The 25,479-nt window shown below is 56.0% G+C and carries 23 protein-coding genes; 16 read left to right on the forward strand and 7 right to left on the reverse strand.

Going from position 1 to position 25,479, the window contains the following annotated elements; all coding sequences use genetic code 11:
• The 6 genes from LJ739_RS09875 to map all read left to right on the forward strand — a co-directional run bounded on the left by LJ739_RS09875 (position 1) and on the right by map (position 4,978).
• Positions 1–1,509: a parallel beta-helix domain-containing protein gene (locus tag LJ739_RS09875; protein WP_229160000.1), complete on the forward strand. Its 1,509-nt coding sequence runs from the start codon at positions 1–3 to the stop codon at positions 1,507–1,509.
• A 134-nt stretch (positions 1,510–1,643) separates the two neighbouring features.
• The gene (locus LJ739_RS09880) at positions 1,644–2,885 is read left to right on the forward strand and encodes a GGDEF domain-containing protein (RefSeq protein WP_229160002.1); all 1,242 of its coding nucleotides are present in this window, start codon (positions 1,644–1,646) and stop codon (positions 2,883–2,885) included.
• A gap of 5 nt (positions 2,886–2,890) precedes the next feature.
• The gene (locus tag LJ739_RS09885; RefSeq protein ID WP_229160004.1) at positions 2,891–3,385 is read left to right on the forward strand and encodes a DUF1579 family protein; all 495 of its coding nucleotides are present in this window, start codon (positions 2,891–2,893) and stop codon (positions 3,383–3,385) included.
• Positions 3,386–3,418: 33 nt separating this feature from the next.
• Positions 3,419–3,907: a DUF4440 domain-containing protein gene (locus LJ739_RS09890; RefSeq protein ID WP_229160006.1), complete on the forward strand. Its 489-nt coding sequence runs from the start codon at positions 3,419–3,421 to the stop codon at positions 3,905–3,907.
• A gap of 89 nt (positions 3,908–3,996) precedes the next feature.
• The gene (locus LJ739_RS09895) at positions 3,997–4,203 is read left to right on the forward strand and encodes a ParD-like family protein (protein ID WP_229160008.1); all 207 of its coding nucleotides are present in this window, start codon (positions 3,997–3,999) and stop codon (positions 4,201–4,203) included.
• The gene (gene map / locus LJ739_RS09900) at positions 4,196–4,978 is read left to right on the forward strand and encodes a type I methionyl aminopeptidase (protein WP_229160010.1); all 783 of its coding nucleotides are present in this window, start codon (positions 4,196–4,198) and stop codon (positions 4,976–4,978) included. The genes LJ739_RS09895 and map overlap by 8 nt, the downstream gene beginning before the upstream one ends.
• A gap of 66 nt (positions 4,979–5,044) precedes the next feature.
• Here the strand turns inward: map and LJ739_RS09905 are convergent, their stop codons facing one another.
• Both LJ739_RS09905 and LJ739_RS09910 read right to left on the reverse strand, forming a co-directional pair.
• The gene (locus LJ739_RS09905) at positions 5,045–5,491 is read right to left on the reverse strand and encodes a DUF3010 family protein (protein WP_229160012.1); all 447 of its coding nucleotides are present in this window, start codon (positions 5,489–5,491) and stop codon (positions 5,045–5,047) included.
• 2 nt (positions 5,492–5,493) lie between these two features.
• The gene (locus LJ739_RS09910) at positions 5,494–6,336 is read right to left on the reverse strand and encodes a DUF2797 domain-containing protein (protein ID WP_229160014.1); all 843 of its coding nucleotides are present in this window, start codon (positions 6,334–6,336) and stop codon (positions 5,494–5,496) included.
• 122 nt (positions 6,337–6,458) lie between these two features.
• Here LJ739_RS09910 and LJ739_RS09915 point away from each other — a divergent pair, with 122 nt between their 5' ends.
• The 5 genes from LJ739_RS09915 to LJ739_RS09935 all read left to right on the forward strand — a co-directional run bounded on the left by LJ739_RS09915 (position 6,459) and on the right by LJ739_RS09935 (position 12,421).
• On the forward strand, positions 6,459–8,309 hold the full coding sequence (locus LJ739_RS09915; protein ID WP_229160016.1) for an ABC transporter transmembrane domain-containing protein: 1,851 nt from the start codon (positions 6,459–6,461) through the stop codon (positions 8,307–8,309).
• Entirely contained in the window at positions 8,260–9,492 is a 1,233-nt protein-coding gene (locus LJ739_RS09920) for a WD40 repeat domain-containing protein (RefSeq protein ID WP_229160019.1), read from the forward strand. The genes LJ739_RS09915 and LJ739_RS09920 overlap by 50 nt, the downstream gene beginning before the upstream one ends.
• Complete coding sequence (locus LJ739_RS09925; protein WP_229160021.1) at positions 9,486–10,946, forward strand: GGDEF domain-containing protein; 1,461 nt, start codon at positions 9,486–9,488, stop codon at positions 10,944–10,946. The genes LJ739_RS09920 and LJ739_RS09925 overlap by 7 nt, the downstream gene beginning before the upstream one ends.
• A 7-nt stretch (positions 10,947–10,953) precedes the next feature.
• Positions 10,954–11,514, forward strand: a complete 561-nt coding sequence (gene yjjX / locus LJ739_RS09930) for an inosine/xanthosine triphosphatase (protein ID WP_229160022.1) — start codon at positions 10,954–10,956, stop codon at positions 11,512–11,514.
• Between the two features lie 67 nt (positions 11,515–11,581).
• Positions 11,582–12,421: a hypothetical protein gene (locus LJ739_RS09935; protein ID WP_229160024.1), complete on the forward strand. Its 840-nt coding sequence runs from the start codon at positions 11,582–11,584 to the stop codon at positions 12,419–12,421.
• Here the strand turns inward: LJ739_RS09935 and LJ739_RS19130 are convergent.
• Positions 12,388–14,583 (reverse strand): exonuclease domain-containing protein, encoded by a 2,196-nt coding sequence (locus LJ739_RS19130; RefSeq protein WP_229160026.1) that lies wholly within the window; start codon positions 14,581–14,583, stop codon positions 12,388–12,390. The two genes, LJ739_RS09935 and LJ739_RS19130, sit on opposite strands and share 34 nt — an antisense overlap.
• Positions 14,584–14,691: 108 nt before the next feature.
• Here LJ739_RS19130 and LJ739_RS09945 point away from each other — a divergent pair, with 108 nt between their 5' ends.
• From LJ739_RS09945 to LJ739_RS09960, 4 genes are all read left to right on the forward strand, one after another.
• Positions 14,692–14,883, forward strand: a complete 192-nt coding sequence (locus LJ739_RS09945) for a CPXCG motif-containing cysteine-rich protein (RefSeq protein ID WP_229160028.1) — start codon at positions 14,692–14,694, stop codon at positions 14,881–14,883.
• A gap of 65 nt (positions 14,884–14,948) precedes the next feature.
• Positions 14,949–17,183 carry a YgiQ family radical SAM protein gene (locus tag LJ739_RS09950; RefSeq protein WP_229160037.1) on the forward strand — a complete coding sequence of 745 codons (2,235 nt, stop codon included), beginning with the start codon at positions 14,949–14,951 and terminating at the stop codon, positions 17,181–17,183.
• A 47-nt stretch (positions 17,184–17,230) separates the two neighbouring features.
• Complete coding sequence (locus tag LJ739_RS09955) at positions 17,231–18,559, forward strand: DASH family cryptochrome (RefSeq protein ID WP_229160040.1); 1,329 nt, start codon at positions 17,231–17,233, stop codon at positions 18,557–18,559.
• Positions 18,559–20,034, forward strand: coding sequence for an FAD-binding domain-containing protein (locus tag LJ739_RS09960; protein WP_229160041.1), 1,476 nt, complete (start codon positions 18,559–18,561; stop codon positions 20,032–20,034). The genes LJ739_RS09955 and LJ739_RS09960 overlap by 1 nt, the downstream gene beginning before the upstream one ends.
• Positions 20,035–20,039: 5 nt before the next feature.
• Here the strand turns inward: LJ739_RS09960 and LJ739_RS09965 are convergent, their stop codons facing one another.
• The 4 genes from LJ739_RS09965 to LJ739_RS09980 all read right to left on the reverse strand — a co-directional run bounded on the left by LJ739_RS09965 (position 20,040) and on the right by LJ739_RS09980 (position 24,122).
• Positions 20,040–20,876: a pirin family protein gene (locus LJ739_RS09965; protein WP_407646778.1), complete on the reverse strand. Its 837-nt coding sequence runs from the start codon at positions 20,874–20,876 to the stop codon at positions 20,040–20,042.
• A 107-nt stretch (positions 20,877–20,983) separates the two neighbouring features.
• Positions 20,984–21,148, reverse strand: coding sequence for a DUF2256 domain-containing protein (locus LJ739_RS09970; RefSeq protein ID WP_229160046.1), 165 nt, complete (start codon positions 21,146–21,148; stop codon positions 20,984–20,986).
• Entirely contained in the window at positions 21,148–22,689 is a 1,542-nt protein-coding gene (locus tag LJ739_RS09975; RefSeq protein ID WP_229160048.1) for a cryptochrome/photolyase family protein, read from the reverse strand. The genes LJ739_RS09970 and LJ739_RS09975 overlap by 1 nt, the downstream gene beginning before the upstream one ends.
• Complete coding sequence (locus tag LJ739_RS09980) at positions 22,689–24,122, reverse strand: cryptochrome/photolyase family protein (protein ID WP_407646769.1); 1,434 nt, start codon at positions 24,120–24,122, stop codon at positions 22,689–22,691. Before LJ739_RS09980 ends, LJ739_RS09975 begins: the two co-directional genes overlap by 1 nt.
• Before the next feature lie 289 nt (positions 24,123–24,411).
• Here LJ739_RS09980 and LJ739_RS09985 point away from each other — a divergent pair, with 289 nt between their 5' ends.
• Positions 24,412–25,479, forward strand: coding sequence for a polysaccharide pyruvyl transferase family protein (locus tag LJ739_RS09985; protein WP_229160050.1), 1,068 nt, complete (start codon positions 24,412–24,414; stop codon positions 25,477–25,479).

Raw genomic sequence — 25,479 nt, forward strand, 5'->3', positions numbered from 1 at the left:
ATGAACAAAGGACTCGTTTTTACCGCAGCGGGCGCCGTGATTGCGTTTTTGATCGGTTGGCAAATGGGGACTACCCGCACGCCTGCGCCTACCATTACCTTGAGTCAGGGCGGCGCGGGCTATGCCGGCGGCTACGACAAGCAGGCAGACCAGGATAATCAGGGCAGCGGCGCTCAGGCCAGAGCACAGGGCCAGGTGCACATTGTCAATGATGGGGACAGCATCATGGCGGCGGTCAAAGCCGCATCAGCAGGAGACACGATTCAGATCCAGCCAGGCACCTATCATGAAACGGTGTACATCGACAAAGATGACATACACCTGGTGGGGGTTATCGAACAAGGACGCTGGCCAACTCTGGATGGGCAAAAAAAGCTCAATGATGCGGTGTTGTATTCCGGCAATGGGGTGGTGGTGGAGAACCTTAAAATCACAGGGTACAAAGGTAACGGGATCATGGGGCAGGCGGGCAACAACTTCGTCATCCGCAACAACCTGATCATCGACACCGGGGTGTACGGGATTTTTCCGCAATTGGGAAAAAACGGCGTGGTCGAAGACAATATCATTTCAGGCATTGAAGATGCTGCCATTTACGTGGGCATGAGTGACAATGTGCACGTGGCGCACAATGAAGTGTTTGATTCGGTGGCCGGGATTGAAATTGAAAACAGCCGTCACGCCATCGTTGAAAACAACTACGTGCACCATAACACCGGCGGGATCCTGGCGTTCATCACCCCGGGACTGCCAATCAAAACCACCTATGATGTGATCATCCGCAATAATTTTATTGTTGATAACAACACCGCCAATTTTGCCATTCCCGGCTCGACGGTGTCGGGCATTCCGGCTGGGACGGGCATTCTGATCATGGCCGCCGACGATGTGGTGATTGAAGACAACATTATCCGCGACAACAAGACCGCCGGCATCATCATTACCGATCACAATAACGCGCCCAATACCACCATCGATCCGGAATCGGATCCTGCGCCGGATCGGGTCAAAATCCTTAACAACCTGATGCTGAATAACGGCTACGACACTATCGATGAGGCCAAAGCCCTGATGCTGACCGAATTTAAACAGGGTAATCCGGATATCGTGCGGGTGGGTGTTTCCCGCGACAGCTGCATCATCAACCGCCATCAGTACGTTACCGTTGGGGTCAGTGACTGGGCCGAGTGTGATGTGACCCACACCGACGACATTGATGACTATCTGCTCGATGCGCCGGTGCCGCCCCGCGAGATTGATCCCAGTGAACGGGGCAAAATTGCCTACCTGGGGATCTGCACCGGTTGCCACACCTATTCCGGTCGTATGATTGGTCCACCGGTACAGGTTATTCAGGCTTTGTACATGGACAATCCCCAAGGTCTGGCGGACTACATCGCTGATCCGGTCAAAAAGCGTGATGACTATCCGCAAATGCCACCGCAGAATTACCTGGACGAGGAGACCCGTCTGGCCGTGGCAGAATACATGCTACAGGTCAGTAACTGATACCTGACATGTCATAAAGGGGCCGGGCGGCCCCTTTTTAATGCGGTAAAATCAATCCAATGTCTAAGTGGTCATCCGCGGATTATCAGGTATAGTAATCGTGTGATTTATAAACAACTAGCAGTTTGACAGCGATGGTTGAAGCGCGCGAAGTCATCTTTTCATTCATAATCATGGTACTGGCGACCGCCAGTGCGTCGTGGTTGATGCTGGTTTATCTGCGTATAGCCCGCCGGGCATCGCTGCTGTTTTTCTCCGCCAATTTATTGTTCATTGTGTCCTGTATGCTGATGGCCGCTCGCTTCGGTCGCTCCGGCTTTCTGATTTGGAATTTGGCAGACATCATTACCCTGGTGGGCTTTTCCCTGTTCAGTCTCGGGGTCCGAACCCTGTACCATCAGCCGCTTAGGCTGTATCACTACGGGCTGCTGGCGATGACCGTATTGTTGGTGTACCCGGTGATCCCCGGCCAGCTCAGTTCCGCTTATTGGTTTGCACTGACCTTTTCGGTGTTCAGCAGTGCGCTGTTTTACTTTATCGCCCGGGATATCGTGGCCGCCAACCGCAAACGGGTAGGACTGGTCCGGTCATTGTTGCTGGGGTGGCCGTTTGTGCTTGCGATTGGCCTGAACGGGATCCGCGTGATCACCCAACTGTCGAATGTCCGGCCGGTGTATTTCACCCACAATGATGAGATTTTCGGTGTCAGCATTTTGTGGTTTTTCATCGCCGCGGCGGTGTTTTTTAACATTGCCCTGGTGGGGCAGGTGCTGTGGCGCATGATCCAGCGTATCCAGTACCAGGCCGACTATGATGGTCTGACCGACCTGTTAAATTACCGGGCGTTTCAGCGTCAACTGGCGCTGGTCGATGCGGATGCCAAGCGCCGCGCCCAGGACTTCAGTGTGCTGGTGATTGATCTGGACAACTTCAAACAAATTAATGACTCCTATGGCCATCTGGTCGGTGATGAAGCCCTTAAACACTGCGTGCAAACCATGGCAATGGCAACACGACAACAGGATTGTCTGGCCCGTACTGGTGGGGAAGAGTTTTCACTGCTGATGCCGGACACCAACCTGGCCAGCGCTCATCAGGTGGCGGAGCGTATGCGTCGCCTGGTGGAGGAAAATCCGTTACGCTATCAGGGCAAACGTGTGCCTCTTACGGTCAGTATTGGCGTTGCCAGTCGGGCGTTAAGCCCTCTGGAGCACCTCATCGACTGCGCGGATAATGCCATGTATGACGCCAAACATGGCGGTAAAAATCAGGTCTGTGTTGCCCGCGGCCGTGGTGCTCCCGCGCTCGCCGCAGTTAAAACCGAGCCTGCACCGGCTGACGAGCCAACGCGGGCTGCTCACCCCAAACGGAGTTGATAACGATGAATGATCAAACCCCAGCCGGTATGCCCATAACAGAGGAGCACCGACTGTTGCACCGTCTGGCCGGAGAATTCAGCGCCGAGATGGAGATGTTCATGGGCCAGGAGCAACCGTTGCGTGGCCAGGGCACGATGCATAACCGTTTGTTGTTTGATGGCCGCTACTTGCACCAGCATTTTCAGGCCAGCCCGATGGCTCCCGGCCAACCGGCCTTCAATGGCGAAGGTTATTGGGGCTATAACACGGTCAGCAAGGTATTTGAAATTGTCTGGATAGACAGTGTGAGTACCATGCTGCAGGTGGAGCGAGGCACATTTAACGACTGGTGCTGGGATATGCGCGGTGAGCTGACCGACCCCCACAGTGGCAAGCCATTGTTCAAGCGTTCACTGATCAACGTGGATAATGCCAACGAGTACCAGATGACCATTCAACTTGCCCGCCAGCCTGAACAGTGGCAAACCTCGATGGAAATTCGTTATACCCGTATTTAACAGACACACGCTTCTAACCAAGGACACTTCTGAATGAACATCAAAGGACTGTGTGCAGGCACGCTTTGTCTGCTGTTCTCTTTAAGCACCACTGCCCACGATCAACTGCTATCCGACGCCGAAGTGGCGACCATCAAAAACGAGGTCACTGAGGCCTTCTCAGCCTTGAAAGCGGCGGCCATTGCGCTGAATGCCGACGCCTATTTTCGTCTTGTCGATGCACAAAAGTTTGTCGGTCTGAACGCCGATGGCAGCGTCTGGACATCGGTAGATGACTTGCGGCCACTGATCGAGCAGGGGTTTGGAGCGGTGAAATCCATTGATGAACTGATCTTTACCCGGATAAGCCTGTCGGTGATTGATGCCTATACGGTGATCCTGGTCAATGAATACCGCCAGCGTGGCACGCTGCACAGCGGCGATAAATTCACCGCGGCCGGTGGTGGAACGCAGGTGTGGTCCAAGCGTGACGGTCGCTGGTTACTGGTCAGCATATCCGCCAGCAACAAGGCAGCCGGATAACCGTGACCGCAGGTATTCATGACAGTTAAAAATTGCATTTTGTAGCAATATGTAGCATATTGTATCAAATTGTTCTTTTTGAGTATGTTATGGGTATTGTCAAAATTTCCGATGAACTGCACGAGGATGTGCGCAAAAACAGCGTTGTGATGGAGCGCTCAATCAATTCACAGGCGGAATTCTGGATGAAAATCGGTCGCCTGGCTGAGCAAAATCCCAACCTGACCTACGAACAAATCCTGAGCCGGGAGATGCGTAACCAGAAGGTGGCATCGGTGAAGTTAGTCAATGAGTGACATTATCCTCAAAAGCGCCGATGAAATAGCCCTGATGCGCACCGCAGGTCAGCTGTTGGCGCAGGTATTTGCCGCGCTGGATGAACGGGTTGAGGTGGGGAGCAGTACGCTGGAACTGAACGATTTTGTTGAGACCTATATTACTGACACGCTGCAGGCACGGCCCGCCAGTAAGGGGCAGTACGACTACCCATACGTGTTGAACAGCTCAGTCAATGAGGTGGTTTGTCACGGCATACCCAGCGCCTCCAAGCGATTGAAGCAAGGCGACATCGTCAACATTGACATCACCCTGGAGAAAAATGGCTTTGTTGCTGACAGCAGCAAAATGTATCTGGTCGGCCAAACCACACCGATTGCCCGTAAGCTGGTAGATACCTGTTATGAGGCCATGTGGCAGGGGATCCGCTGTGTCAGACCGGGGGCAACCACCGGTGATATCGGCCATGCCATTCAAACCTATGCCGAGCAACGGGGCTACAGTGTGGTCAGGGAGTACTGTGGTCACGGGATTGGCCGTGAAATGCATGAAAAGCCCGATATTCTCCATTTCGGGTCACCCGGCGTCGGTATCCGTCTGCAAGCCGGGATGACATTTACCATCGAGCCGATGATCAATCAGGGCAGCCACAGGACCAAGACCAAAAAGGACGGCTGGACCGTGGTGACCCGGGACAAAACCCTGTCGGCTCAATGGGAGCACACGGTGTTGGTGACAGAAGACGGCGCAGAGGTGTTGACCCTGCGGGACGAAGAACGGGCCGCGGGGGTGTGAATGAACAATGACGTCCTTGTCACAGGGGACTGCCTGGTCCCCATGTTATTCACCAGATCTCTAATCTCATGACACTGAATCCGGCTCGGCACTACCCATCAGCGCCGCATAAGCGGTCTGAAATGCACCATCCTGGAAGCCTTTCAGTCCGGCGTCGGCCAGTGAAACCGCCAGTGGGTGGCGTTTGAGGGTTTGTCCGATGGCGCTGCTGTGCAGCAGTGAAACGGTTAACTCGTCGATGAGCTGAATACAGGCTTCCAGTTTAAAGCCAACTGCACCACCGGCGAACTTGCCTTTGGTGGCACGCTGTTTGATGACAACGTCTGTGATCTGATAGTCACTCATCAGTTTGGCAAAGGTTTTCTGAAAGTGCTTGAGGCCTTTGGGATCGTCGGAGGCCAGCACCACTTTGCGCACCCGACAATCGGGCACCTGACATAAACCTCTGTCCATTGCCATCAATACAATGATCGCTTCGTTGCCTTTCAGTTCCACACCGCAAATGCGTTGCATGGTTATGCTCCTTGATATTCGATGTGCAGGTGGTAGCCCGCATATTTGCGCAGGTTGATCACCCGGTCGCCATCCAGCAGCCAGTATTGGCCCTTGATGCCTTGCAATTGTCCTGCAAACTCGCCGTCTTTGTCGAGGTTAATGGATTTGATTTTCTCCGGGTAGTGACTCACCGGGTAGCGGATAGCCACCGCCGGTCCGTCGACCTCGGCAACACTTTGCAGCCCTTGCTGTTGCTGGATGGTTGCAATGTCATCCGCGATAAGTGCCAGCAGCTCCTGTTTGCGCGCGGCCAAATCGACGTCATCCGGCGTGCCCTTGAGCATGGTGCGCCAATTGGTTTTGTCGGCGATGTGTTGTTTGCAGGCGGTTTCAACCAGGCCGCTGGTCAGGCGGTCTTTGACCCGCAACAAGGGAATTGCCTGAGTCGCACCCTGATCCAGCCAGCGGCTGGAAATGCCGTCGCTGACATGACGGGTGATGCCCACTTTAACCGTGCCGGTATTGGCCAGGTACACGAAGTGGTCGGTCAGGCAGTGCGCTTCACCCCATTCAGGCTCCCGGCAGGTGCCCTGATCATAGTGGCACTGTTCCGGCTTGATGATACAGGTATCGCACTGTGCAAGTTTCATCACACAAGGATAGCAATAGCCCTGATTGAAGCTTTTACGGGTTTTGCGGTTGCAATGTACGCAATGAATATCGCCATTCCAGCGTACGCTCAGGGTCTGCCCGATTAAGGGATCGATCGCCAGGTTGTGCTCGCCAATCGGCAGAGAATAGGAGGCGAGGCCATCGACAGCGCTGGCGTGCATTTTGCGGATATTGCCTTCAACAATGGGCATGGGGTCACCGATACTGGGAAAAACAACGCAACCTACCAGAACCTTGCGGCAGGCTCAATGGGATTGCCCGCATAACACCGACCTGCTAGGGTAGTCTCAGTTCAGTTCCGGTTTCAGGGCATATGTCTGTCAACGCCTCCCAATCTGTCTCTTCCCGCGCCGTCATGGCGTGGCTGTTTGGTCATCTGCGCCCTTACAAATGGCGGGTGGTGATGGCCCTACTGGCGCTGTTGGTGGGGGCCGCGTGCTGGTTGGCGCTGGGGCAGGGGGTCAAAGGCATTGTCGATGAGGGTTTTTCAGCCCAGAACCCAGAACAGCTCAATTTCTATGCGTTGGTCGTTATTGGCCTTGGCATTGTGGGCAGTATTGCTGCGTTTGTACGTTTTTACTGGATGATCTGGTTGGGTGAACGGGTCAGCGCGGATATCCGCAATGCGGTTTATCATCATTTACTGTCGTTGCCGCCAAGCTTTTTTGCCCAAACCCGTACCGGCGACATCATTTCCCGTTTCACCAGCGACACCACCTTGCTGCAGAACATCGTCGGGATGGGCCTGTCCATGTCTCTGCGCGCGTCTATCACTTTCATCGGGGCATTGCTGCTGATGCTGATCACCAGCCCCCGTCTGACGCTGTATGTGATGATCGCTGTGCCGTTGGTGCTGTTGCCCATTCGCCTGTTGGGCGACAGGGTACGGCGCTATGCCAGTAACAGCCAGGACAGGGTTGCGGATATGGGCGCGCAGGTGGATGAAACCTTGCACGAAATTCATACGGTGCAGGCCTACACCCATGAAGCGCGGGACCGACAAGCCTTTACCGATCGTATTGAGCGGATCATGGGGGCTGCCCAGCAACGCATCCGTGCCCGCGCCGGGTTGATGGCCAGCATGATGGTGATCAGCCTTACAGCCATAACTTTGGTGGCCTGGTCGGGCGCTCATCAGGTATTGTCCGGCAGCGTCAGCGCCGGTGAACTCACCGCCTTCATGTTCTATGCGGTCATGGCCGGTGGCAGTGTGGCGACCCTCAGTGAAGTGATTGGTGAAGTGCAAAAAGCGGCCGGTGCCAGTGAACGTCTGCTGGCCTTGTTGGCGGAGAAAAACCCGCTTCTGGACGGCCGGGGCGAGGGTATGGTGGCGCAACCGGTAAAAGGGGCATTGCGTTTTGAAGACGTTCATTTTACCTATCCCGGTGATAAGGAATTGCCGGTACTTCATGGTCTGAATATTACCATCAACCCCGGCGAACGGGTGGCGTTGGTAGGGCCCAGCGGGGCAGGGAAAAGCACCTTGTTTCAACTGTTGTTGGGCTTCTATACCCCGCAGCAAGGGCAGATTTACCTCGACGATCAGCCCTGTACTTCATTGTCTCTCACCTCGTTGCGTCAACAATTTGCCCTTGTTCCTCAGGAGCCGGTGATCTTTGCCGCATCGGTACAGGATAACATTGCCTACGCCAACCCAGAGGCATCTCAGCAGGCGGTGATTGCCGCGGCCAAGGCCGCCCATGCCGATGAATTTATCCAGGCATTGCCACAAGGGTATGAGACCGGTTTGGGTGAGCGGGGGGTGAGATTGTCGGGTGGTCAGAAGCAACGCATTGCCATTGCTCGGGCAATGCTGGCAGACCGACCCATTCTGTTACTGGATGAAGCGACCAGTGCGCTGGATGCCAGTAGCGAACATGCCGTCAAACAGGCATTGGAAGAATTAATGGCAACCCGGACCACGCTGGTGATCGCTCACCGGCTGACCACCGTGGTCAATGCCGATCGGATTTTGGTGCTGGAGCACGGAAAATTGGTGGCGCAAGGCACCCACAACGCGTTACTCAAAAGCAGTCCGCTGTACCGGGATTTTGCCCGTCTGCAGTTGCTGGCCGATGAGTCCGCGTCCACCTTTGATGACATGGAGCTACACAATGACGAGCATTCCCCAACAACCCCGCTGGCAGGTTCCTCAACACGCTGATACACAGGTTAATTCGGTCGCCATCAGCGCCGATGGCAGTCTGTGCGTGTTCGGCACATCCCAGGAATACGGCGATGGCCATTTTTCAGTGTATGCCTACAACCGAGACGGCAGTCAGCGCTGGCAGCATCCCATCCCACAAAACGAGGCGCAGCAGGGAGTGTTCTGGGTTGCGGTGAATGATACCGCAAGGGCCGTCGCGGCTGGCGGGGCACTGAGCAAAGAGCAGGGATTTTTACAGATTTTTGACGGCACCTCGGGTAAGCAGTTGCTGGTGGAGTATTTCAGCGAACGGGTCAATCAGGTGGCCTTCAGTGCCGACGGTGAGCGCTTGCTGGTGGTGGCCGGTGACAGTGCCTATCTGTACCTGGTGGACGATGACAAGGCTTCCCGTGTTGGTAGTATCAGTTGTAGCCCTTGGTACCTCAACAGTTGTGCCATCGATGCTGGCGGTGACTGTATGCTGGTGTCGGCAATCGATTACGCCGACAATGCCCGTCGCTGGAAGGGGGAAGCGACAACGTCCTCTACCCAAGGACGGGTCATGCGCCTGGCCGTCGACCCATCGACAAGCACCGGGCTAACGGTGCAAAGCCATTGCGCATTGCCCAGTGGTAGCATGCGTGTGGCAACCACGGATGACGGCACATACTGGGTTGCCGCATTGCACAGTGGTCAGGGCGCGCTGATTGACGCCGCTAATCCTGAACAGGTCGCAGCGCTTTTGGCACCGAATAATCTGTCATTGTCGGTGGCCTATGGCGCCGACATTACCCGTACCGATAGCGGTGATGTGGTGGCCGCGATTGGCGCCAATCAGTCCAATGTTCAGCAGGGCGTGCTGTATGTGCGGCGTTTTGCTACGCCGGTGACCAGCGCTTCCCAACCCAGTGGCTGGCAAAGCTTGTTGAACCTGGGGGCGAATCCGGGTGTCAGTCTGGATCGCAACGCAACCCAGGTCACCGCCACCGATGGCGAACCCTATTCCAGCACCGGTGATGCCAGTACCGCTGAGAGCGCAGGCCACTTCTACCTCTATGATGGTGTCAGCGGCGAAAAAGTGTGGCAATATGACACCACGCTAATGAATTGGCCGATGCAAATCACGCCGGATGGTACAGCCATACTGGGCGGTAGCGACAGCGGTCAGGTGTTTTACTGGAGTGCCAGCACTACATGCTAACAAGTGACGCCTTACGCCGTAAGGTTCTGAACGGGTTTAAGAACTCTACACTGTTGCGCAGTGGGGTACTTGCCCTCATGTGGTTGATGGTCTGGCAGCTGGGTCGTCTGGTGGAGTACACCGATCACGCCAGTGTGTGGTTTCCTGCTGCCGGGCTGACCTACGCCGCGTTGTTGATCATGGGTTTCAGTGCGGTGTTGCCATTGATGCTGGCGGGCACCCTTATCACCGTCTGGACCGGGCAGTATTACGAGCTGGGCATGTCCCTCGAGCAACTGCTGTTGGCCGGCGGGTTGTTTTCCGTGGCCCACATAGCGCCCTATTATCTGGGGGCCAGTCTGGTCAGTTGGCTGGCGCGCAGTAACCGTCTCAGTCTTCCACAGCTTATTATTACCTTCCTGGTGTCGACGGCGTTGGTGTCGCTGGCAGCGACCTTTTTGGTGTTGGGTGTGCTGATTGTCACCAGTATGATGCCCGAAAGTGCATTGTCGAGTACCTGGCTGCCGTTCTGGATCGGCGATATGGCCGGCGTGATTGTGCTGGCACCGCTGTTCGCCGCTTTGCTGGCGCTGGTGCATGCCAAGCCCAACTTTCGCCTTGATGGCTACCTGGGCATGCGTCAGTATCGCCCCAGCCGGGAATACAAGTTTAAGCTACTGACCGTGGTCACCATGATCGTGGCCTCTATGCTGCTGGCTGACTACAGTCAGGCACCGGAAAGTGCATTTGCGATATTCTTTCTTGCCGTGCCCCACATGTGGATCGCCTGCAGTGAAAGTGCGTTTTTTAATACCCTCAGTCTGGCCATCAGCAGCTTTCTGATCGCACTGCTGGTACATGTGCTCGGGTTGATGGAATACGTGATGGTGTATCAGTTCGCGATCAACGTGGTGGCCGCTAACGCGTTATTTGGTGTGGCTGTGCCGGCGCTGACTGCCGATGTGCGCAAGTTACGCCGCAAAGTCGATACCGATTCATTGACCCGCACGGCATCCCGCGAACACATGTTGCTCAAAGCAGAGTCCGAAATCCATCGCAGCCAGACCTTTGATTTGCCCTTGTCGCTGGTGGTGTTCGATATCGATCACTTTAAGCTGATCAATGATCAACATGGCCACAGTGTCGGTGATGATGCTCTCAAGGCGGTCAGTGATGTGGCCCGCCAGTGTTTGCGTCCCAGTGACATGATCGGACGCTTTGGTGGCGATGAATTTGTACTGCTGCTACCGCGCACCATTGAAGAAGACGCTGAGCACATCGCCGATCGTATTCGCATGGGGCTGGAGGAGTTAAAGCTCAACGGTTTGCGTATCAGCTCCAGCTTCGGTGTTGCCCAGCTACAACGGGGTGACAATTTCAGTGGACTGTTTCAACGGGCCGATCGGGCGCTGTATCAGGCCAAAAAGGCCGGCCGCAATCGCGTCATGTCTGCCATGACCGACGAGGCCAGTTAATCCTCTTATGCAAGACGTATCCAAACAACCTACAAACGGCCAGCAACTGCGCATTGTGGTGGGTTCCAAAAACCCGGTAAAAGTGCAGGCGGTCGCCAATGCCTTCCAGGCCGCCTGGCCTCAGTCTGATCTTGATGTTCAGGGCGTGTCGGCACCGTCCGGTGTTGCCGACCAACCGCTCAATGGCGATGAGACCCTCACTGGTGCCCGCAATCGGGTGGTGTTTTGCCAGCAACATTTTGACGCTGACTATTATGTCGCCATCGAAGGGGGCGTTGACGGGTTTGCATACGGCGCGGCAACCTTCGCCTATGTGGTCATTGCCCACGATACCCGCACGGTGGTCGGTCGCAGTGCCAACCTGCCGCTCCCTGCCTCGGTGTTTGAAGCGCTGCAACAAGGGGCCGAATTAGGTCCATTGATGGATGAAATGTTTGGCACCACCAATGTGAAACAAAAAGGCGGCGCGATCAGTTTGTTCACCAATGGTCTGGAGAGCCGACAAGGCGCTTACGAGCAGGCGATGATCATGGCGCTGGCCCCTTATCTACACCCCCAGTTGTATTAAAGCATTGCTCAAATCCTGAACACCCGCTAGCCTAGACGTTATTGACGGTTACACGAGAGAGTCAGGCATGGGCCGATGGGCGTCATTGATGCAACGCTGGGGTATAGCAATGCTGCTGGGGATGACCGCGGTGGTGCAAGCCCAACCTTCGGTACTGTGGCTGTCGTCTAAATTTCCTCCTTGCCACATGCCGGGCGCACCTGACAAGCAGGGTTATTGCGATAAAGCACAGGCCCTGATCCAACAACGCCTTCCTGAGTACACCCACCGTCAGCAGTACGCGAGTTTGCAACGTATTCAACAACTGATGAAAACCGATGAGCAGTTCTGCACCCTGACCTTGCTGCACAGCCCTGAGCGGGCCAATTATATGCATTTTTCCCGCCCTATTTTGGGCATCATCGCCAATGGCTTTATCGCCCGCGCAGATGACCCACGTCTGCCAGGGATCATGCTCGATGAACAGCGGGTGTCATTGTCTGACGCCCTGCAACAAAACTGGTTAATCGGAGTGAATAAGAAACGGGTTTACGGGGCGCATATCGACGGTCTGCTGGCAGCCAATAGTGATGGAGTGGTAGGCATTGACGGTGAACGGCAATCCATTCCTTTACTACTGGCCAAGCGCTTTGATGGCACCATCGGCAGTGCCGCGGAGCTCGGCTGGCACATGCACAACAACGGTCAGTCCCAACGGCTACGCTTTTTTCTGATCGATCAATCCGCGGCGTTGTTGCATCCGGCGGTCAGTTGCCGTAATTCGGTACTCGGACGTGAAATTATTCAACGGCTAAACGAGCGTATCACGGCGCAGGATCAGGCTGCCTTTGTGCGTTTCTATGTCGATTGGCTACCGGCCCAATGGCAACAGCATTATGACACGCTGGTGTCTGAAGGCCCCCGTTGATGGGTGGCCAGCCGATGGGCCTGAATGTGCTGAAATAGAGATGCGGTCGCTTGTGCATCGGCCAACGCCCGGTGGTGATCGGTCAACGGGATGTCAAAATGGGCACACAGGTTTTTCAGCGCGTAGGAGGACAGCCCCGGTTCGGCTTTGCGCATGCCTTGCACGGTGCACAGTCGTGGCATGTACCAGTTGCGCGCCAGGCGGTTGAACTCGGCGCGGAAAAAACCGTAGTCGAAACTGACATTGTGGGCCACAAATACCGCCCCATCGAGAAAATCCAACACATCATCGGCCACCTCCGCAAAGGTCGGCGCGTCCGCGACCATTTCCTGGCTGATACCGGTCAGACGGGTGATGAACGGTGGAATGTTGCGCTGCGGGTTGATCAGGCTGTGCCACTTATCCACCACCTCACCATCAATGACCTTAACCATGCCAATCTCGGTGATGCGATGGTTGTCTCCTTTTCCACCGGTGGTTTCAACATCCACAATCACATAGGGCTGTAAGGGATCAAGGGTCCATTCAACCCGGGTGATGCGCACATCGATAGCGGCGTTTTGCAGCAATCGAATACTGATCAACTGATTCTTACGCAACTGGTCGCCCGGTGCTTTGACTTCTTCAAAGCGAACCTGGCCATTGTCCACCACCATCAGGTCGGGAAACCCATCACTGTAGCTGTGGTAGTCCTGACTCATGGCCCGCAGTATGTGATGCAGGCTGCGGATGTCGATGTGGGCGATGCCGCTGTGCAGCCACTGCAGGATGTCGCTATGCCAGCGGAACACTCCACTGGGAGTACCATAGTGGCGGGTGACCTGTTGTTGCACGTAGCGACTCAGCGCGGCCTGGGTATCGAGGCTTGCCAGGCGTTGCTCGATGGCTTCGGACGCCTGGGCATAAAAGGTGTTTTCCACCAGGGCCCGGGGCCGCCAGTCGAATTCGGTGACGCGGCTGGCTTGACTGCCGGTGTGCAGTTCATCCCAGAACACCACGCCGAACAGGGCCAGCCAGACGTTGTTTTCAGTGTGCCAGGCGGTTTTTCCTTGCTGGCGGTAATGTTTGATCACCCCTTGTTCAACACGGTTGCGGTACATTTCATCCACGGCAACCGACTGGCTATGCTGGCGCAACATATCGGTCAGTGTACTGGTGCGCTTGCCGTGGAATTTGCGCGCCATAAAATCCTCCGCAAACAGCAGCAGGTGCTCACTGGGAGGATCATCGATGATCCGCTGCAGCGCCTGTTCGACATCGTCCCGGTGGCCGTCTTTGTAGTGGGCCCGGATCAGCTTTTCCTGCGCATCCGGGTGTTGGCTGAACGACCATAGCCGTTGCGCCCGTTCGGGGTGATCTGGGTTCAGTGTGGCGGCCAGTTGCAGTATCAACCGGTCGCGAATGTGCTGAGCACGTTCGCCCAGGGGCGGTGCTGGCGTATCCAGGCGACTGTGCAGGCTATCGAACAAGGTCAACGCCGTGTTGACACGGTCTTCCCGCTCAGCCTCTTTGAGCTGCTGGCGTGCCAATGACCATTCAAAGGCAAGGCGTGCTTCTTCAGCGTTGGAAAAACGGGCGCTTGTGTGTGTGGTCTGGTTGTCGGCGGTACGCATCACACCAAGGTCGCGCATCGAGAATTTGTTCAGCGTGCCGCGTAAATCACCAAAATACAGAAACAGCAAAAAGCGCCAACTGCTGTCGTAGCTACGCAGCCAGTAGCGCTGTTGCCAGGGCGCTTGATCAACCACTTTACCGTCGAGGTGGGCAATGGCGGTGCTGATCAGTGTGTCTTTGCGGGCACTGCGGGGCAGCTCCAACTGGTGCCGGGCGAGCATCTCGGCGACGTCGTCCTTACCCAGCAGCGGCAGGATCGTTGGCCAGTCCCGAGCATCCGGTCTCCGGATCAGACCCAGATCGCAGAGTTGTGTCAGTGCGCCCGGACAATCCGGGATCTCATCGTATTGCAGGGTATCGGCTTTGATCAGTGGGTGCTTTCGGGTGGCGGTGCGCACCAGCATGCAGCGGGTATCCTCACACAATCCTTGCACCTGCTGAACAAAGCGCTGTTCTGCGTCACCCAGCAAGTGGCTGCAGGCCTGCTCAATGTAGGCCAGAAACTCTTCAAAGTGGGTCAGGTAATACTTTTCCGGTAAGGTTTTCACGACGGCATGTTGGATACTGGTTATTTGTACAGGTTAGCATGTGAAAAGTCGACGTCAATGGTTGGCTGGCACTATACTCTCGGGGAAGCAATGCCAAGGAGCTGATCCATGAGTGTGACCGAGCCGTTATCCTTTACCTGCCCTTATTGTATGGCCAGCAACACCCTGATGGTGGATCCCATCGCCGACCCGGGTCAACAGCAAATCATTGACTGCCAGGTCTGTTGTCAGCCGATTGAAGTCAGTATCAGTGGTAAACCCGGCGCCTATGACATCAGCGCCCATCGGGACGACGAATAATCGGCTGTTTGCTGTCCCGGCTTCTGGTATAATCGCCGGTCCTGTTATTTACCTTGCGGAGTCACATGTCGAGTGTTCGTCAACCGGTTCAGCGTATGCATGCTGAGCGGGGGCTGTTTTCCTATCCTAAATATTGGGCGGAGTGCTTTGGTACTGCGCCATTTTTGCCAATGTCACGCAAAGAAATGGACGCGCTGGGGTGGGACAGTTGTGACATCATTCTGGTCACTGGTGATGCCTATGTGGATCATCCCAGTTTCGGCATGGCGGTGATTGGTCGGGTGCTGGAATCCCAGGGATTCCGCGTGGGTATCATTGCTCAGCCCGACTGGCACAGCAAAGACGACTTCATGCAACTGGGTGAGCCGAACCTGTTTTTCGGTGTCACTGCCGGCAACATGGACTCCATGATCAACCGCTACACCGCAGACCGTAAATTGCGCCACGACGACGCTTATACTCCCGGCAACGAGGGCGGGAAGCGGCCGGATCGGGCGGTGACCGTGTACACCCAACGGTGTAAGGAAGCGTATAAAAAGCCGGTCATTATTGGCGGGATAGAAGCCAGTTTACGCCGCATCGCCCACTATGATTACTGGTCTGACAAAGTGCGCCGCAGCGTACTGTTTGACAGCAAAGCAGACTTGCTGATGTATGGGAATGCTGAGCGTCCGTTGCTGGAAGTGGCTCATCGCATTGCCCAGGGGGAGAGTATCGATCAGATGCATGATATCCGCGGTACTGCGGTTATCCGTAAAGAGCCCTTGCCCGATTGGCGTGGTGTTGATTCCACCGAAGTGGATGTGATCGGTAAAATTGATCCCTTGCCCAACCCGTATCAGATGGTGGAAGAGACCTGCGCCAGCAATGGTAAAGAGCAGGGCCAGGATAGCGCGCCACAGCCTATCACCGTACAGACCTTCAATCCTCGTGAACGACGTCAGAAACCGTGGGAAAAAACCTATGTGTTGTTGCCGCCCTATGATGTCGTGCGGGCGCAGAAAACCCATTACGCACACGCGTCACGGATCCTCCACCAGGAAACCAACCCCGGTTGTGCACGGGCGTTGATGCAACGGCATGGCGATCGCTTTGTCTGGATCAATCCGCCGGCGTTTCCGCTGGAAACCGAGGAAATGGACGCAGTATTTGCCTTGCCTTACGCCAGGGTGCCTCATCCGCGCTATGGCAAAGCCAAGATCCCGGCCTATGACATGATCAAAACCTCGGTCAACATCATGCGCGGCTGTTTTGGTGGCTGTACTTTCTGCTCAATCACCGAGCACGAAGGGCGCGTGATCCAAAGCCGGTCGGAAGAATCGATCATTCGGGAAATTGAAGAAATTCGCGACAAAGTGCCCGGGTTTACCGGCGTGATTTCCGACCTGGGTGGTCCCACCGCAAACATGTACAAACTGCGGTGCAAAAGTGCCAAGGCGGAACAGACCTGTCGACGACTCTCCTGCGTGTGGCCTGACATATGCGGCCATATGGACACCGACCAGACCCCGACGGTCAACCTGTACCGCAAAGCCCGTGCCGTGCCGGGGGTGAAAAAAGTCCTGATTGCCTCCGGGGTTCGCTATGATCTGGCGATCGAAGACCCGAATTATGTGCGCGAATTGGTCACCCATCACGTGGGCGGCTATCTGAAAATTGCCCCGGAGCATACCGAAGAAAGCCCGTTGAGTAAGATGATGAAGCCCGGTATGGGCACCTATCATCGGTTCAAAGAGCTGTTCGATAAATACTCCAAAGAGGCGGGCAAAGAGCAATACCTGATCCCGTATTTTATCTCGGCCCATCCGGGAACCCGGGACATCGACATGCTCAATCTGGCGTTGTGGCTGAAGGAAAACAACTTCAAGCTGGATCAGGTGCAGAACTTCTATCCGTCGCCGATGGCGAATGCCACCACCATGTACCACACCCAGAAAAACCCAATCCACAAGATCAGTCATAAGAGTGAAGCCGTGGATGTGGCCAAAGGCGAGCGTCAGCGCCGTTTGCACCGCGCGTTGCTGCGTTACCATGATCCAGCCAACTGGCCGTTGATCCGTGAAGCGCTGAAAAACATGGGTAAAGCCCATTTGATCGGCAATGGCAGTAAGCACCTGGTGCCGCCGCCCCGACCGGGTGAAAAATCCGGCAAAGCGGCCAAAGCCCATGCACGCCGTGCCGGTAACAAGGCGCTTGCCAAAGGCCGCTCTCAACCGGCCTTAACCCGCTTTAGCGACAATCAGTCCCACGGTGGCAAAAAACCGTCTAAGCCCAATCGGAGCCGACGTCGCGCACCGTGATCCGTTAATGCACTGATCCGAATCACGGCTCAGTGCATATTGGTTGTATGCCTGCGACCTCTTCACTGGGCGTGATGTGGTTTCGACACGACTTACGCCTGCATGATAATCCCGCCCTGGCGGCACTGTCCCGTTGCGTTGACGCAATGGTGTGTGTGTATGTGATTGATCCTCGCTGGTTTCGTCCAACCCATTTCCATGCCGCCCCGATGGGTGTTCACCGGCAACGGTTTTTACGTCAATCCCTTGAAGCGCTGAACACCGCACTGCAAGAACGTGGGCAGCGGTTGTGGGTCATTGAAGGGCAACCGGTCGAAGCAATTTCCCGGTTGTGTCAGCAATTTCCGGTCACTCATCTGGCCTGCAATGCCCATTGCGGGGTGTATGAGCGACAGCAGTGGCAGCGCCTTAAGCACACATTGGCCGGGGTCGACTGTCTGCAGTTGCAGGGGCATTCCCTGTTTGACAGTTGTGACCTGCCATTTGCAACGGACAAGGTGCCATCACAATTCACCCCGTTTCGACACAAGGTTTCGTCATGTCAGCCTCATGCGCCGTTGTCGGTACCTTCACACTTGCCGCAGGGTGTATCCACAGCATCGCCCTGGCAGCTACAGGCGTTGTGCGCCGAGGCGCCGGTGACCCGTCAATGGCAGGGGGGAGAAACGGCTGCGCTGCAACATCTGTCCCGCTACCTGGGCGCCAGTGGGGCAGTGCGGCACTATAAAGAAACCCGCAATGGCCTGTTGGGGTGGGACTATTCGAGTAAATTATCGCCGTGGTTGGCGAACGGGTGTGTGTCTGTGCGGCGGGTGGCGGATGAACTGTTTGCCCATGAGCAACGCTATGGCGAAAACCCGTCCACCCAGTGGCTGTACTTTGAATTGTTGTGGCGGGAGTTTTTTTACTGGAACGCCTGGCGGTTGCAGGGGGATTTGTTTTGCTTTGGCGGCGAGCGCGGGCGCAAGCCACTGACGACCTTCATGGCCGAGCGCTTTGCCCGCTGGCGGTCAGGCAGTACCGCTTATGCCACCGTCAATGCGGCAATGTGTGAGCTGAACCAGACAGGCTATCTGTCCAATCGAGCCCGCCAATGGGCCGCCAGTGCCCTGGTGCATGAACTTGGACTGGACTGGCGTTACGGGGCTGCCTATTTCGAACAACAATTGCTCGATTACGACGTTGCCAGCAATTGGGGCAATTGGCAGTACCTGGCCGGCGTCGGTGCCGATCCTCGCGGGCATCGACATTTTGATCTGCAAAAGCAGGCCCGACAATACGATCCTGACGGCGCCTACGTACACCATTGGCAATCCACCGGGCACCTGCAGGGTGACAGTGTGGATGCGTCGGACTGGCCGGTGACATCATCCTGATGGGACAGCAACATCAGCCGCTGCAACTGGTGTGGTTAAAGCGTGATTTGCGTCTTCGCGATCACGCGCCACTGCTGGAGGCCGCACGGCGTGGTAATGTGGTGCTGCTGTTCATTGTCGAACCCATGTTATTGGCGGACCCCCATTACTCCCTGCGGCACTGGCGATTTATCTGGCAATCGTTGCAGGATCTGGATCAGCAGCTTGCGCCGTTCAATACCCGGGTCTGGGTTACTAAAGGCGATGCAGTGCAGGTTTTCGAGCATCTTCATCGGCATTGGGGGATTGGGCGCTTGTTGTCACATCAGGAAGTGGGGCTGGCCAATACCTTTGCACGGGATCGACAGGTGGCGACGTGGTGCGCAGAGCAGGGGATCCCATGGCTGGAATTTGACTACGCCGGTGTGGTGCGCGGGCTGACCCATCGACGTTACTGGCTACAGACCTGGTATGCCCGCATGGGCGCACCCACGGCTGATCCTGCGCTTGATAAAATCAACTGGCTGAGCGGTGAGTATATCCCGGCATTTTCACCGCCTGAGTCGTGGTTGCAACGGGACGAGCACATGCAACCCGGCGGCGAGCGACGTGCCTGGTTTACGTTGCATGATTTTCTTGCCGGACGCGGCAAAGACTATGCCCGCTGCATTTCGAAACCGGTTGCCAGCCGCAGGGCCTGCTCCCGGCTGTCGCCTTATCTGGCGTGGGGAAACATCAGCCTGCGTCAGACGGTAAAAGCGGTTGACGCCCATCGCGCGCCGGGATGGGCAAAGGCACTCAAAGCGGTGAAATCCCGTCTGCGCTGGCACAGCCACTTCATTCAGAAATTTGAAAGCGAATGTGACATGCAGCATCGTCCTCTCAATCGTGCCTATGGGCAGTTTCCGTTTTTGTCTGATGCCGACGCAGCGCACCGGCTACAGTGCTGGAAGACCGGTCACACCGGGGTGCCCTTGGTGGATGCGGCGATGCGGTGTGTGATTGCAACCGGGTATCTGAATTTCCGGCTACGGGCCATGCTGGTGAGCTTTCTGTGCCATCAGTTGCAAGTGGACTGGCGCCAGGGGGTCGTGCACCTGGCTCGCCAGTTCGTCGATTTTGAACCCGGTATTCACTATCCCCAATTTCAGATGCAGGCCTCTGTCACCGGTATCCATACCATTCGTTTATACAACCCGGTCAAACAGGCGCTGGATCATGATCCCGACGGTGAGTTTATCGCCCATTGGGTGCCGGAACTGTCAGCACTGCCCATGCCACTGCGGGCATCGCCCTGGACGATGACAGCGATGGAGCAGGCCATGCATGGGGTGACCCTTGGTGAGGATTACCCGCAACCGGTGGTCGAGCCGGAGCGCCAGGCCCGGGCCGTCAGGGATATGCTGTTCGCGTTTGCCAAGCGGGCAGATGTGCGCCAGGAGGGACGTCGGATCCTGGCGCGCCATACTCTGCCGGGCAGGCCCCGGCAGGTCTGAAGCCGCTACATGCGGCCAAATTTACCCGCTTGGTAATCCATTACCGCCTGTCGTAATTCCTGCTCGGTGTTCATCACAAAGGGTCCCATGTGCGCCACCGGTTCGTTGAGTGGCGACCCGGTGAACACCAATACACCGGCTCCCTGAGCACCGGCCTGCAATGTCACTGAATCAGGATTGTCAGCCACCACGGCGGTGCCTTCAATGAGGGCAGGATTGCTCAGTTCGCCCTGATACACAAACAGGATAAGTCGTTCACCCTCAAGGCTTTCAAGCTGGCCCTGACCGTTGGGATCGAGCATCAGATCGGCAATGCGGGCGTTGGCCGACAGACCGTTGATGGGCGCTTCCAGTTGGGTATCATGCCATTGCCAGCCACCGGCCAGGGCGCGCAATGTTGCTCCCTGTGCATTGCTGGCCTGGGGGTTCCCCTGCGCGCGACTATCAGTGTAACGGGGTTCACGCATCTTGTCGGCAGCGGCCATATTGACCCAAATCTGAAAACCGTGAATACCGTGGGTTTCATCCGGCAACGGCATTTCGGAATGCAATACGCCGCGCCCGGTACTCATCCACTGGGTGTCACCGGCCACGATGGCTGCGCGGTTGCCCATGTGGTCACGGTGCTCAAAGCCACCGGTTTTCATGTAGGTAAAGGTTTCGATACCGCGATGAGGATGGGGCGGGAAACCGCCGACATAATCACTTTCATCGTTTGAGCGGATTTCATCGATCATCAAAAACGGATCCAGGTGACGGCCGGAAAAGTCGGCGATGCGTTTGATGTTGACGCCGTCGCCATCGGCGGTTGGCCGGGCATGTAATCTGTGCAAAATGTTCAGTGTCATGTACACCTCCGTAGTCAGGCGTCACAGTGTAGAGTAGGGTAAATCGAACAAAAAGTGCTAAATATGGCAGATAATATTCGATTAAATGAAAGTTTACGGCGCTAGTGACCTTGATTGGGCAGTGATGAGCGATTGCCGGCACAGCGTCGGGAGCAGTATTTAACCGCTTCCCAGTGATCAGCCCACTTTTTACGCCAGCGAAAAGGCCGCTGACACACCGGACAGGTCTTTTCCGGCAGGTGTTGCTTCTTGACGCCCGGCGGCATTACACCCGCTCCCCCTGATCCAATCGTGACAAAAACAGCTCTGCGTCCTCGTTAATGTGACGCACTTTGTCGTCGTCCATGTTGGCCAATGTGCGATACGGCATGCCCAGTCGTGGATTGTTGCTCAACTGGTGCTGATTGCGCATCAGAAAGTGCCAGTACAGGTAATTGAACGGGCAGGCCTGTGGTCCGTTTTTTTGCTTTACGTTGTAATGGCAGTGTTGACAGTAATCGGACATGCGGTGAATGTAAGCACCGCTGGCCGCGTAGGGTTTGCTGGCCAATACGCCGCCATCAGCAAACAGTATCATGCCGGTCACATTGGGCAGTTCTACCCATTCATAGGCATCGGCGTAGACACGCAAATACCAGTCATTCACGGCATCCGGCGATAAGCCGGCCAGCAGGGAAAAGTTACCGATCACCATCAAACGCTGAATGTGGTGGGCATAAGCCGTATCCCGGGTCTGGCCGATGCACTGGGACAAACAGGCCATGTCAGTATCCGCGTCCCAGAAAAACGACGGCAATGCCCGTTTGGCGTGCAGGTAATTCTGTTGTTTGTAGTCGGGCATTTTCAACCAGTACAGTCCACGCACATACTCCCGCCAACCCAGCACCTGACGAATGAATCCTTCGGCGGCGTTCAGTGGTACCTGACCCTGCCGATACACGGACTCAACCTGTGCGATCACTTCCTTGGGCAGCAGCAGACCACAATTGAGATAGAAGCTGATGTGGGCGTGAAACAGCCAGGGCTGGTCGGTGGCCATGGCATCCTGATAATCGCCAAAGTGCACCAGCCGCTGGCGGATAAACTCGTCCAGCACCGTTAATGCCTGCGCCCGGGTGACGGCATAATGAAAGCCGTCGAGGCGACCAAAATGATCACTGAAGTGATTTTCCACCAACGCCATCACGTCACGGGTGATGTCATCTGTGGCAAATTGGGTCGGCGAAGGCACTGACACGTTTTCGGGCAATGGATTACGGTTGGCGCTGTCATAGTTCCATTTGCCGCCAACGGGTTGCTGCTGATCCATCAGGATATTCCAGCGTTTGCGCATCTCCCGGTAGAAAAACTCCATACGCAGTTGCTTACGATCCCTGGCCCATGCGGCAAAATCAGACAACGGGCACAGGAAACGGTCGTCTTCGCGTATCGTGACAGGAATATCCAGGTTGGATTGCCAGGTCTGCATGGCTTGCAGCAGCCGGTATTCCCCCGGATGGGTAAGTGCGACGGCGTCGACAGGGTGCTGCTCGCACACACGTTGTACTTCACCGAACAGACTGCCCTGATTGTCGGCATCATCATAGTGACGATAAATGACGGTGAAGCCCTCGTCCCTGAGGGCGTTGGCAAAATGACGCATGGCGCTGAACAGCAGCACGATTTTTTGTTTGTGGTGCTGGACGTAGGTCGCTTCTTCACGCACTTCGGCCAGCAGGATAATGTCATGGTGTTTGTCGGCATCGCGCAGGCTGGCCAAATCACGGCTCAATTGATCGCCCAATACCAGACGCAATGTTTTGCCCATCAGGCGGTTTCCTTCAATGCCGCAAATGCGTCCAGCGCCCGCTGACGGGATGCTTTTAAATCGACGATCGGGTGTGGGTAGTCCTGACCCAATGTCAGGTTGGCGTCGCGCAGCACCTGGTCACTGGCTTGCCAGGGTTGATGCAGGTATTTGTTCGGCAATTTTGATAGCTCCGGACACCAGCGCCGCACATAGTCGCCCTTGGCATCAAACTTCTCGCCCTGTAATACCGGGTTAAAAACCCGAAAGTAGGGTGCAGCATCTGCACCACAGCCCGCCACCCATTGCCAACTGGCACTGTTAGCGGCGAGGTCGCCATCCACCAGGCAGTCCCAGAACCAGCGTTCTCCCTGGCGCCAATCCACCAGCAGGTTTTTGACCAGAAAAGAGCCCACCACCATGCGTACCCGGTTGTGCATGTAGCCGGTGTGCCACAACTCCCGCATACCCGCATCGACGATGGGGATCCCGGTCATCCCCCGTTGCCAGGCGCGTAATCCGGTTGGGTCATTTCGCCACTGGAAAGCATCGAAGCGACGGTTAAAGTTGGTCTGTGGCAGGTTGTTGAAGTGGTACAACAGGTAGTAGGAGAACTCTCGCCAGCCCAGTTCGCTGAGAAACGTGTCGAGCCCGGGTTGTTCCCAATCGCCGTGCAACGCTCCCAGGCTGGCGTACCAAATCTGATGGGGAGAGATTTCACCAAAATGCAGATGGGGTGACAGGCGGCTGGTGCCAGGCAGCGAGGGCTGGTCACGGTGATTACGGTAGTCGGCAACCCGTTGGGGCAGAAATGCACTCAGGCGTTCACTGGCACCGGCTTCACCGGGCGTCCAGGCATCGGCCATGCCCTCATACCAATCTATCTGCGGCATCAGTTGCAGGGCATCAATGCCGTCATCCAGCGACGGTTCGTGCTCAAGATGCAGCTCGTCAGGGGCGCCGAGCGGCGGACGTGGCGCCGGTTGTTGCAGGCAGCCTTTGCGGTAATAGGGGGTAAACACCTTGTAGGGTTCGCCGCTTTTGTTCAGTACATTCCAGGGTTCCCACAGCAACAAGCTGTTAAAACTTTTGACCTCAACGCCGAGCGCTTTGAGGGCGGCTTTGAGCGCTGTGTCGCGGTCAATCTGCCAGGGTTCATACTGCCGATTCCACACCACCTGTCGGATGCCTTGCTGCTTGACCAACTGCACGATGATGTCAGTGGCATTACCTTGTTTTACATGGAGTTTATCGTTCAAGCTTTGGTTCAGGGCATGCAATGACTGATGCAGCCACCAACGACTGGCGGCGCCGGGGTGAAACCCGTCGGGGGCAGCAGTGTCCTGAATGAACAGCGCCATAACAGGGCCGAGTTGAGCGGCGTAGTGCAGGGCTGGATTATCGCGCAAACGCAAATCCTGCCGAAACCACATCAGGGTCGTGCTTTGAGGCAAGGTCGGTTTTCCTTGTAGTTGTCGTTACCCTGATTGTATACGGCTGATGTGCACGTTTGGATCCTGGTCAGAACAGATTAGGGGACAGATGGCATCGACCAGCGTTGATTGCTCACGAACTGTACTGAAGCGACTCAGATTAACATTGTGATCCGTCATCAAGGCGGTTAATATTTTAACCCCTTGTGACCGTTGTCAGGCATGTTGTGCTCAGACCCGAATGAGTAAACACAGGCACGACTCGATTACACCACTTAACGGTCCCTCCGCGCTGACAGGAAGCCAGACAATGCCGTCAATGGACAATGGTGCCAAGCCAAATCGAGCCGATTCTCCGGTGGGAGCCTGGTTCTGGAGTGCCCTGTTGGGGCCCATGTGGCCACTGAACCCTGAGGTATGTCTGTTGAGTGGTGCTCAGCAGCTAACCCGCGCTGGATTGTCGGCAAATGCACTGAACGTGGTGTTCGGGGCCGGTATCGGTGCAGATCCACCGACAAAGGAGATTCTGCTGCAACAGGCTCATGTGTACGGTGTGCGCGGTCCGCTGAGCGCCCAAATGCTGGGCTTGCCCGCCACCAAGGTGTTGGCTGACCCTGCCGGTTTGTTGCCACAGATACTGCCCAAACCGGTGATCCCGTCTTCCCGTCAGTCGGTGGTGTTTGTTCCCAGTCACCGGGGCCGTGACAGTGTTAACTGGCAGCGTATATGCCAGCGTGCGGGCATTACCCATGTGGACCCGGGTCTTACGCCCACCAGTTTCGTGCATGTGATTGCGGGTGCCCGCCTGGTGTTGGCCGAATCACTGCAAGCCGTGGTCATCGCTGACGCTTACAGGGTTCCGTGGATCCCGGTGTGGAGTCGTCATGATATTCACCGTTTCGCCTGGAATGATTGGGCGTTGAGCGTGGGGGCTGATGTGTTGCCAGAAGCACTGCCACCGCCCAGTCGTCTGGCCCGGCTGGATAACCTGTTTACCCGCTTCAGTGTGTTTAACAGTCGTCGGTTGCGCGGCAGTGATTTCAACCGGGGAATTGATGTTCAGGCTTGCGTCGCAGATTTCAACCGGCAACTGCGTTTGCGGCGTAAGCCCGCGTACCGTGTAATACGGGAAGGTTATCGACTGTTGCGCCGATGGGTGCTACGGCCCTTATTTGCTGTGTTGGGAAATCAACCCGAGGGCTATACCCGACGGTTGTCAGAACGGTTGGAGAGGTTGTCTCAACAACCGGGCTATCTGAGCGACCAGCAGACTTTTGAGCAGTCCCAGCAGCGCCTGCTCATGGGCCTGGCGGTGCTAAAAAGCAGCAGTCGACTTGGCTTTAAGGACATTGACGTTGAGCGTCGACACGAGGCCTGA

The organism is Fluctibacter halophilus (genome assembly GCF_020687825.1).
Classification (GTDB): Bacteria; Pseudomonadota; Gammaproteobacteria; order Enterobacterales; family Alteromonadaceae; genus Fluctibacter; species Fluctibacter halophilus.

Bases quoted from the DNA above. Each gene is read 5' to 3' on its own strand.
- LJ739_RS09890 (WP_229160006.1), top strand. From the start codon at position 3,419: ATGAACATCAAAGGACTGTGTGCAGGCACGCTTTGTCTGCTGTTCTCT.
- LJ739_RS09905 (WP_229160012.1), bottom strand. From the start codon at position 5,491: ATGCAACGCATTTGCGGTGTGGAACTGAAAGGCAACGAAGCGATCATT.
- LJ739_RS09950 (WP_229160037.1), top strand. From the start codon at position 14,949: ATGTCGAGTGTTCGTCAACCGGTTCAGCGTATGCATGCTGAGCGGGGG.
- LJ739_RS09895 (WP_229160008.1), top strand. From the start codon at position 3,997: ATGGGTATTGTCAAAATTTCCGATGAACTGCACGAGGATGTGCGCAAA.
- LJ739_RS09925 (WP_229160021.1), top strand. From the start codon at position 9,486: ATGCTAACAAGTGACGCCTTACGCCGTAAGGTTCTGAACGGGTTTAAG.
- LJ739_RS09880 (WP_229160002.1), top strand. From the start codon at position 1,644: ATGGTTGAAGCGCGCGAAGTCATCTTTTCATTCATAATCATGGTACTG.
- map (WP_229160010.1), top strand. From the start codon at position 4,196: ATGAGTGACATTATCCTCAAAAGCGCCGATGAAATAGCCCTGATGCGC.
- LJ739_RS09985 (WP_229160050.1), top strand. From the start codon at position 24,412: ATGCCGTCAATGGACAATGGTGCCAAGCCAAATCGAGCCGATTCTCCG.
- LJ739_RS09970 (WP_229160046.1), bottom strand. From the start codon at position 21,148: ATGCCGCCGGGCGTCAAGAAGCAACACCTGCCGGAAAAGACCTGTCCG.
- LJ739_RS09885 (WP_229160004.1), top strand. From the start codon at position 2,891: ATGAATGATCAAACCCCAGCCGGTATGCCCATAACAGAGGAGCACCGA.
- LJ739_RS09960 (WP_229160041.1), top strand. From the start codon at position 18,559: ATGGGACAGCAACATCAGCCGCTGCAACTGGTGTGGTTAAAGCGTGAT.
- LJ739_RS09945 (WP_229160028.1), top strand. From the start codon at position 14,692: ATGAGTGTGACCGAGCCGTTATCCTTTACCTGCCCTTATTGTATGGCC.
- LJ739_RS09915 (WP_229160016.1), top strand. From the start codon at position 6,459: ATGTCTGTCAACGCCTCCCAATCTGTCTCTTCCCGCGCCGTCATGGCG.
- LJ739_RS09975 (WP_229160048.1), bottom strand. From the start codon at position 22,689: ATGGGCAAAACATTGCGTCTGGTATTGGGCGATCAATTGAGCCGTGAT.
- LJ739_RS09920 (WP_229160019.1), top strand. From the start codon at position 8,260: ATGACGAGCATTCCCCAACAACCCCGCTGGCAGGTTCCTCAACACGCT.
- LJ739_RS09935 (WP_229160024.1), top strand. From the start codon at position 11,582: ATGGGCCGATGGGCGTCATTGATGCAACGCTGGGGTATAGCAATGCTG.
- LJ739_RS09875 (WP_229160000.1), top strand. From the start codon at position 1: ATGAACAAAGGACTCGTTTTTACCGCAGCGGGCGCCGTGATTGCGTTT.
- LJ739_RS09910 (WP_229160014.1), bottom strand. From the start codon at position 6,336: ATGCCCATTGTTGAAGGCAATATCCGCAAAATGCACGCCAGCGCTGTC.
- yjjX (WP_229160022.1), top strand. From the start codon at position 10,954: ATGCAAGACGTATCCAAACAACCTACAAACGGCCAGCAACTGCGCATT.
- LJ739_RS09955 (WP_229160040.1), top strand. From the start codon at position 17,231: ATGCCTGCGACCTCTTCACTGGGCGTGATGTGGTTTCGACACGACTTA.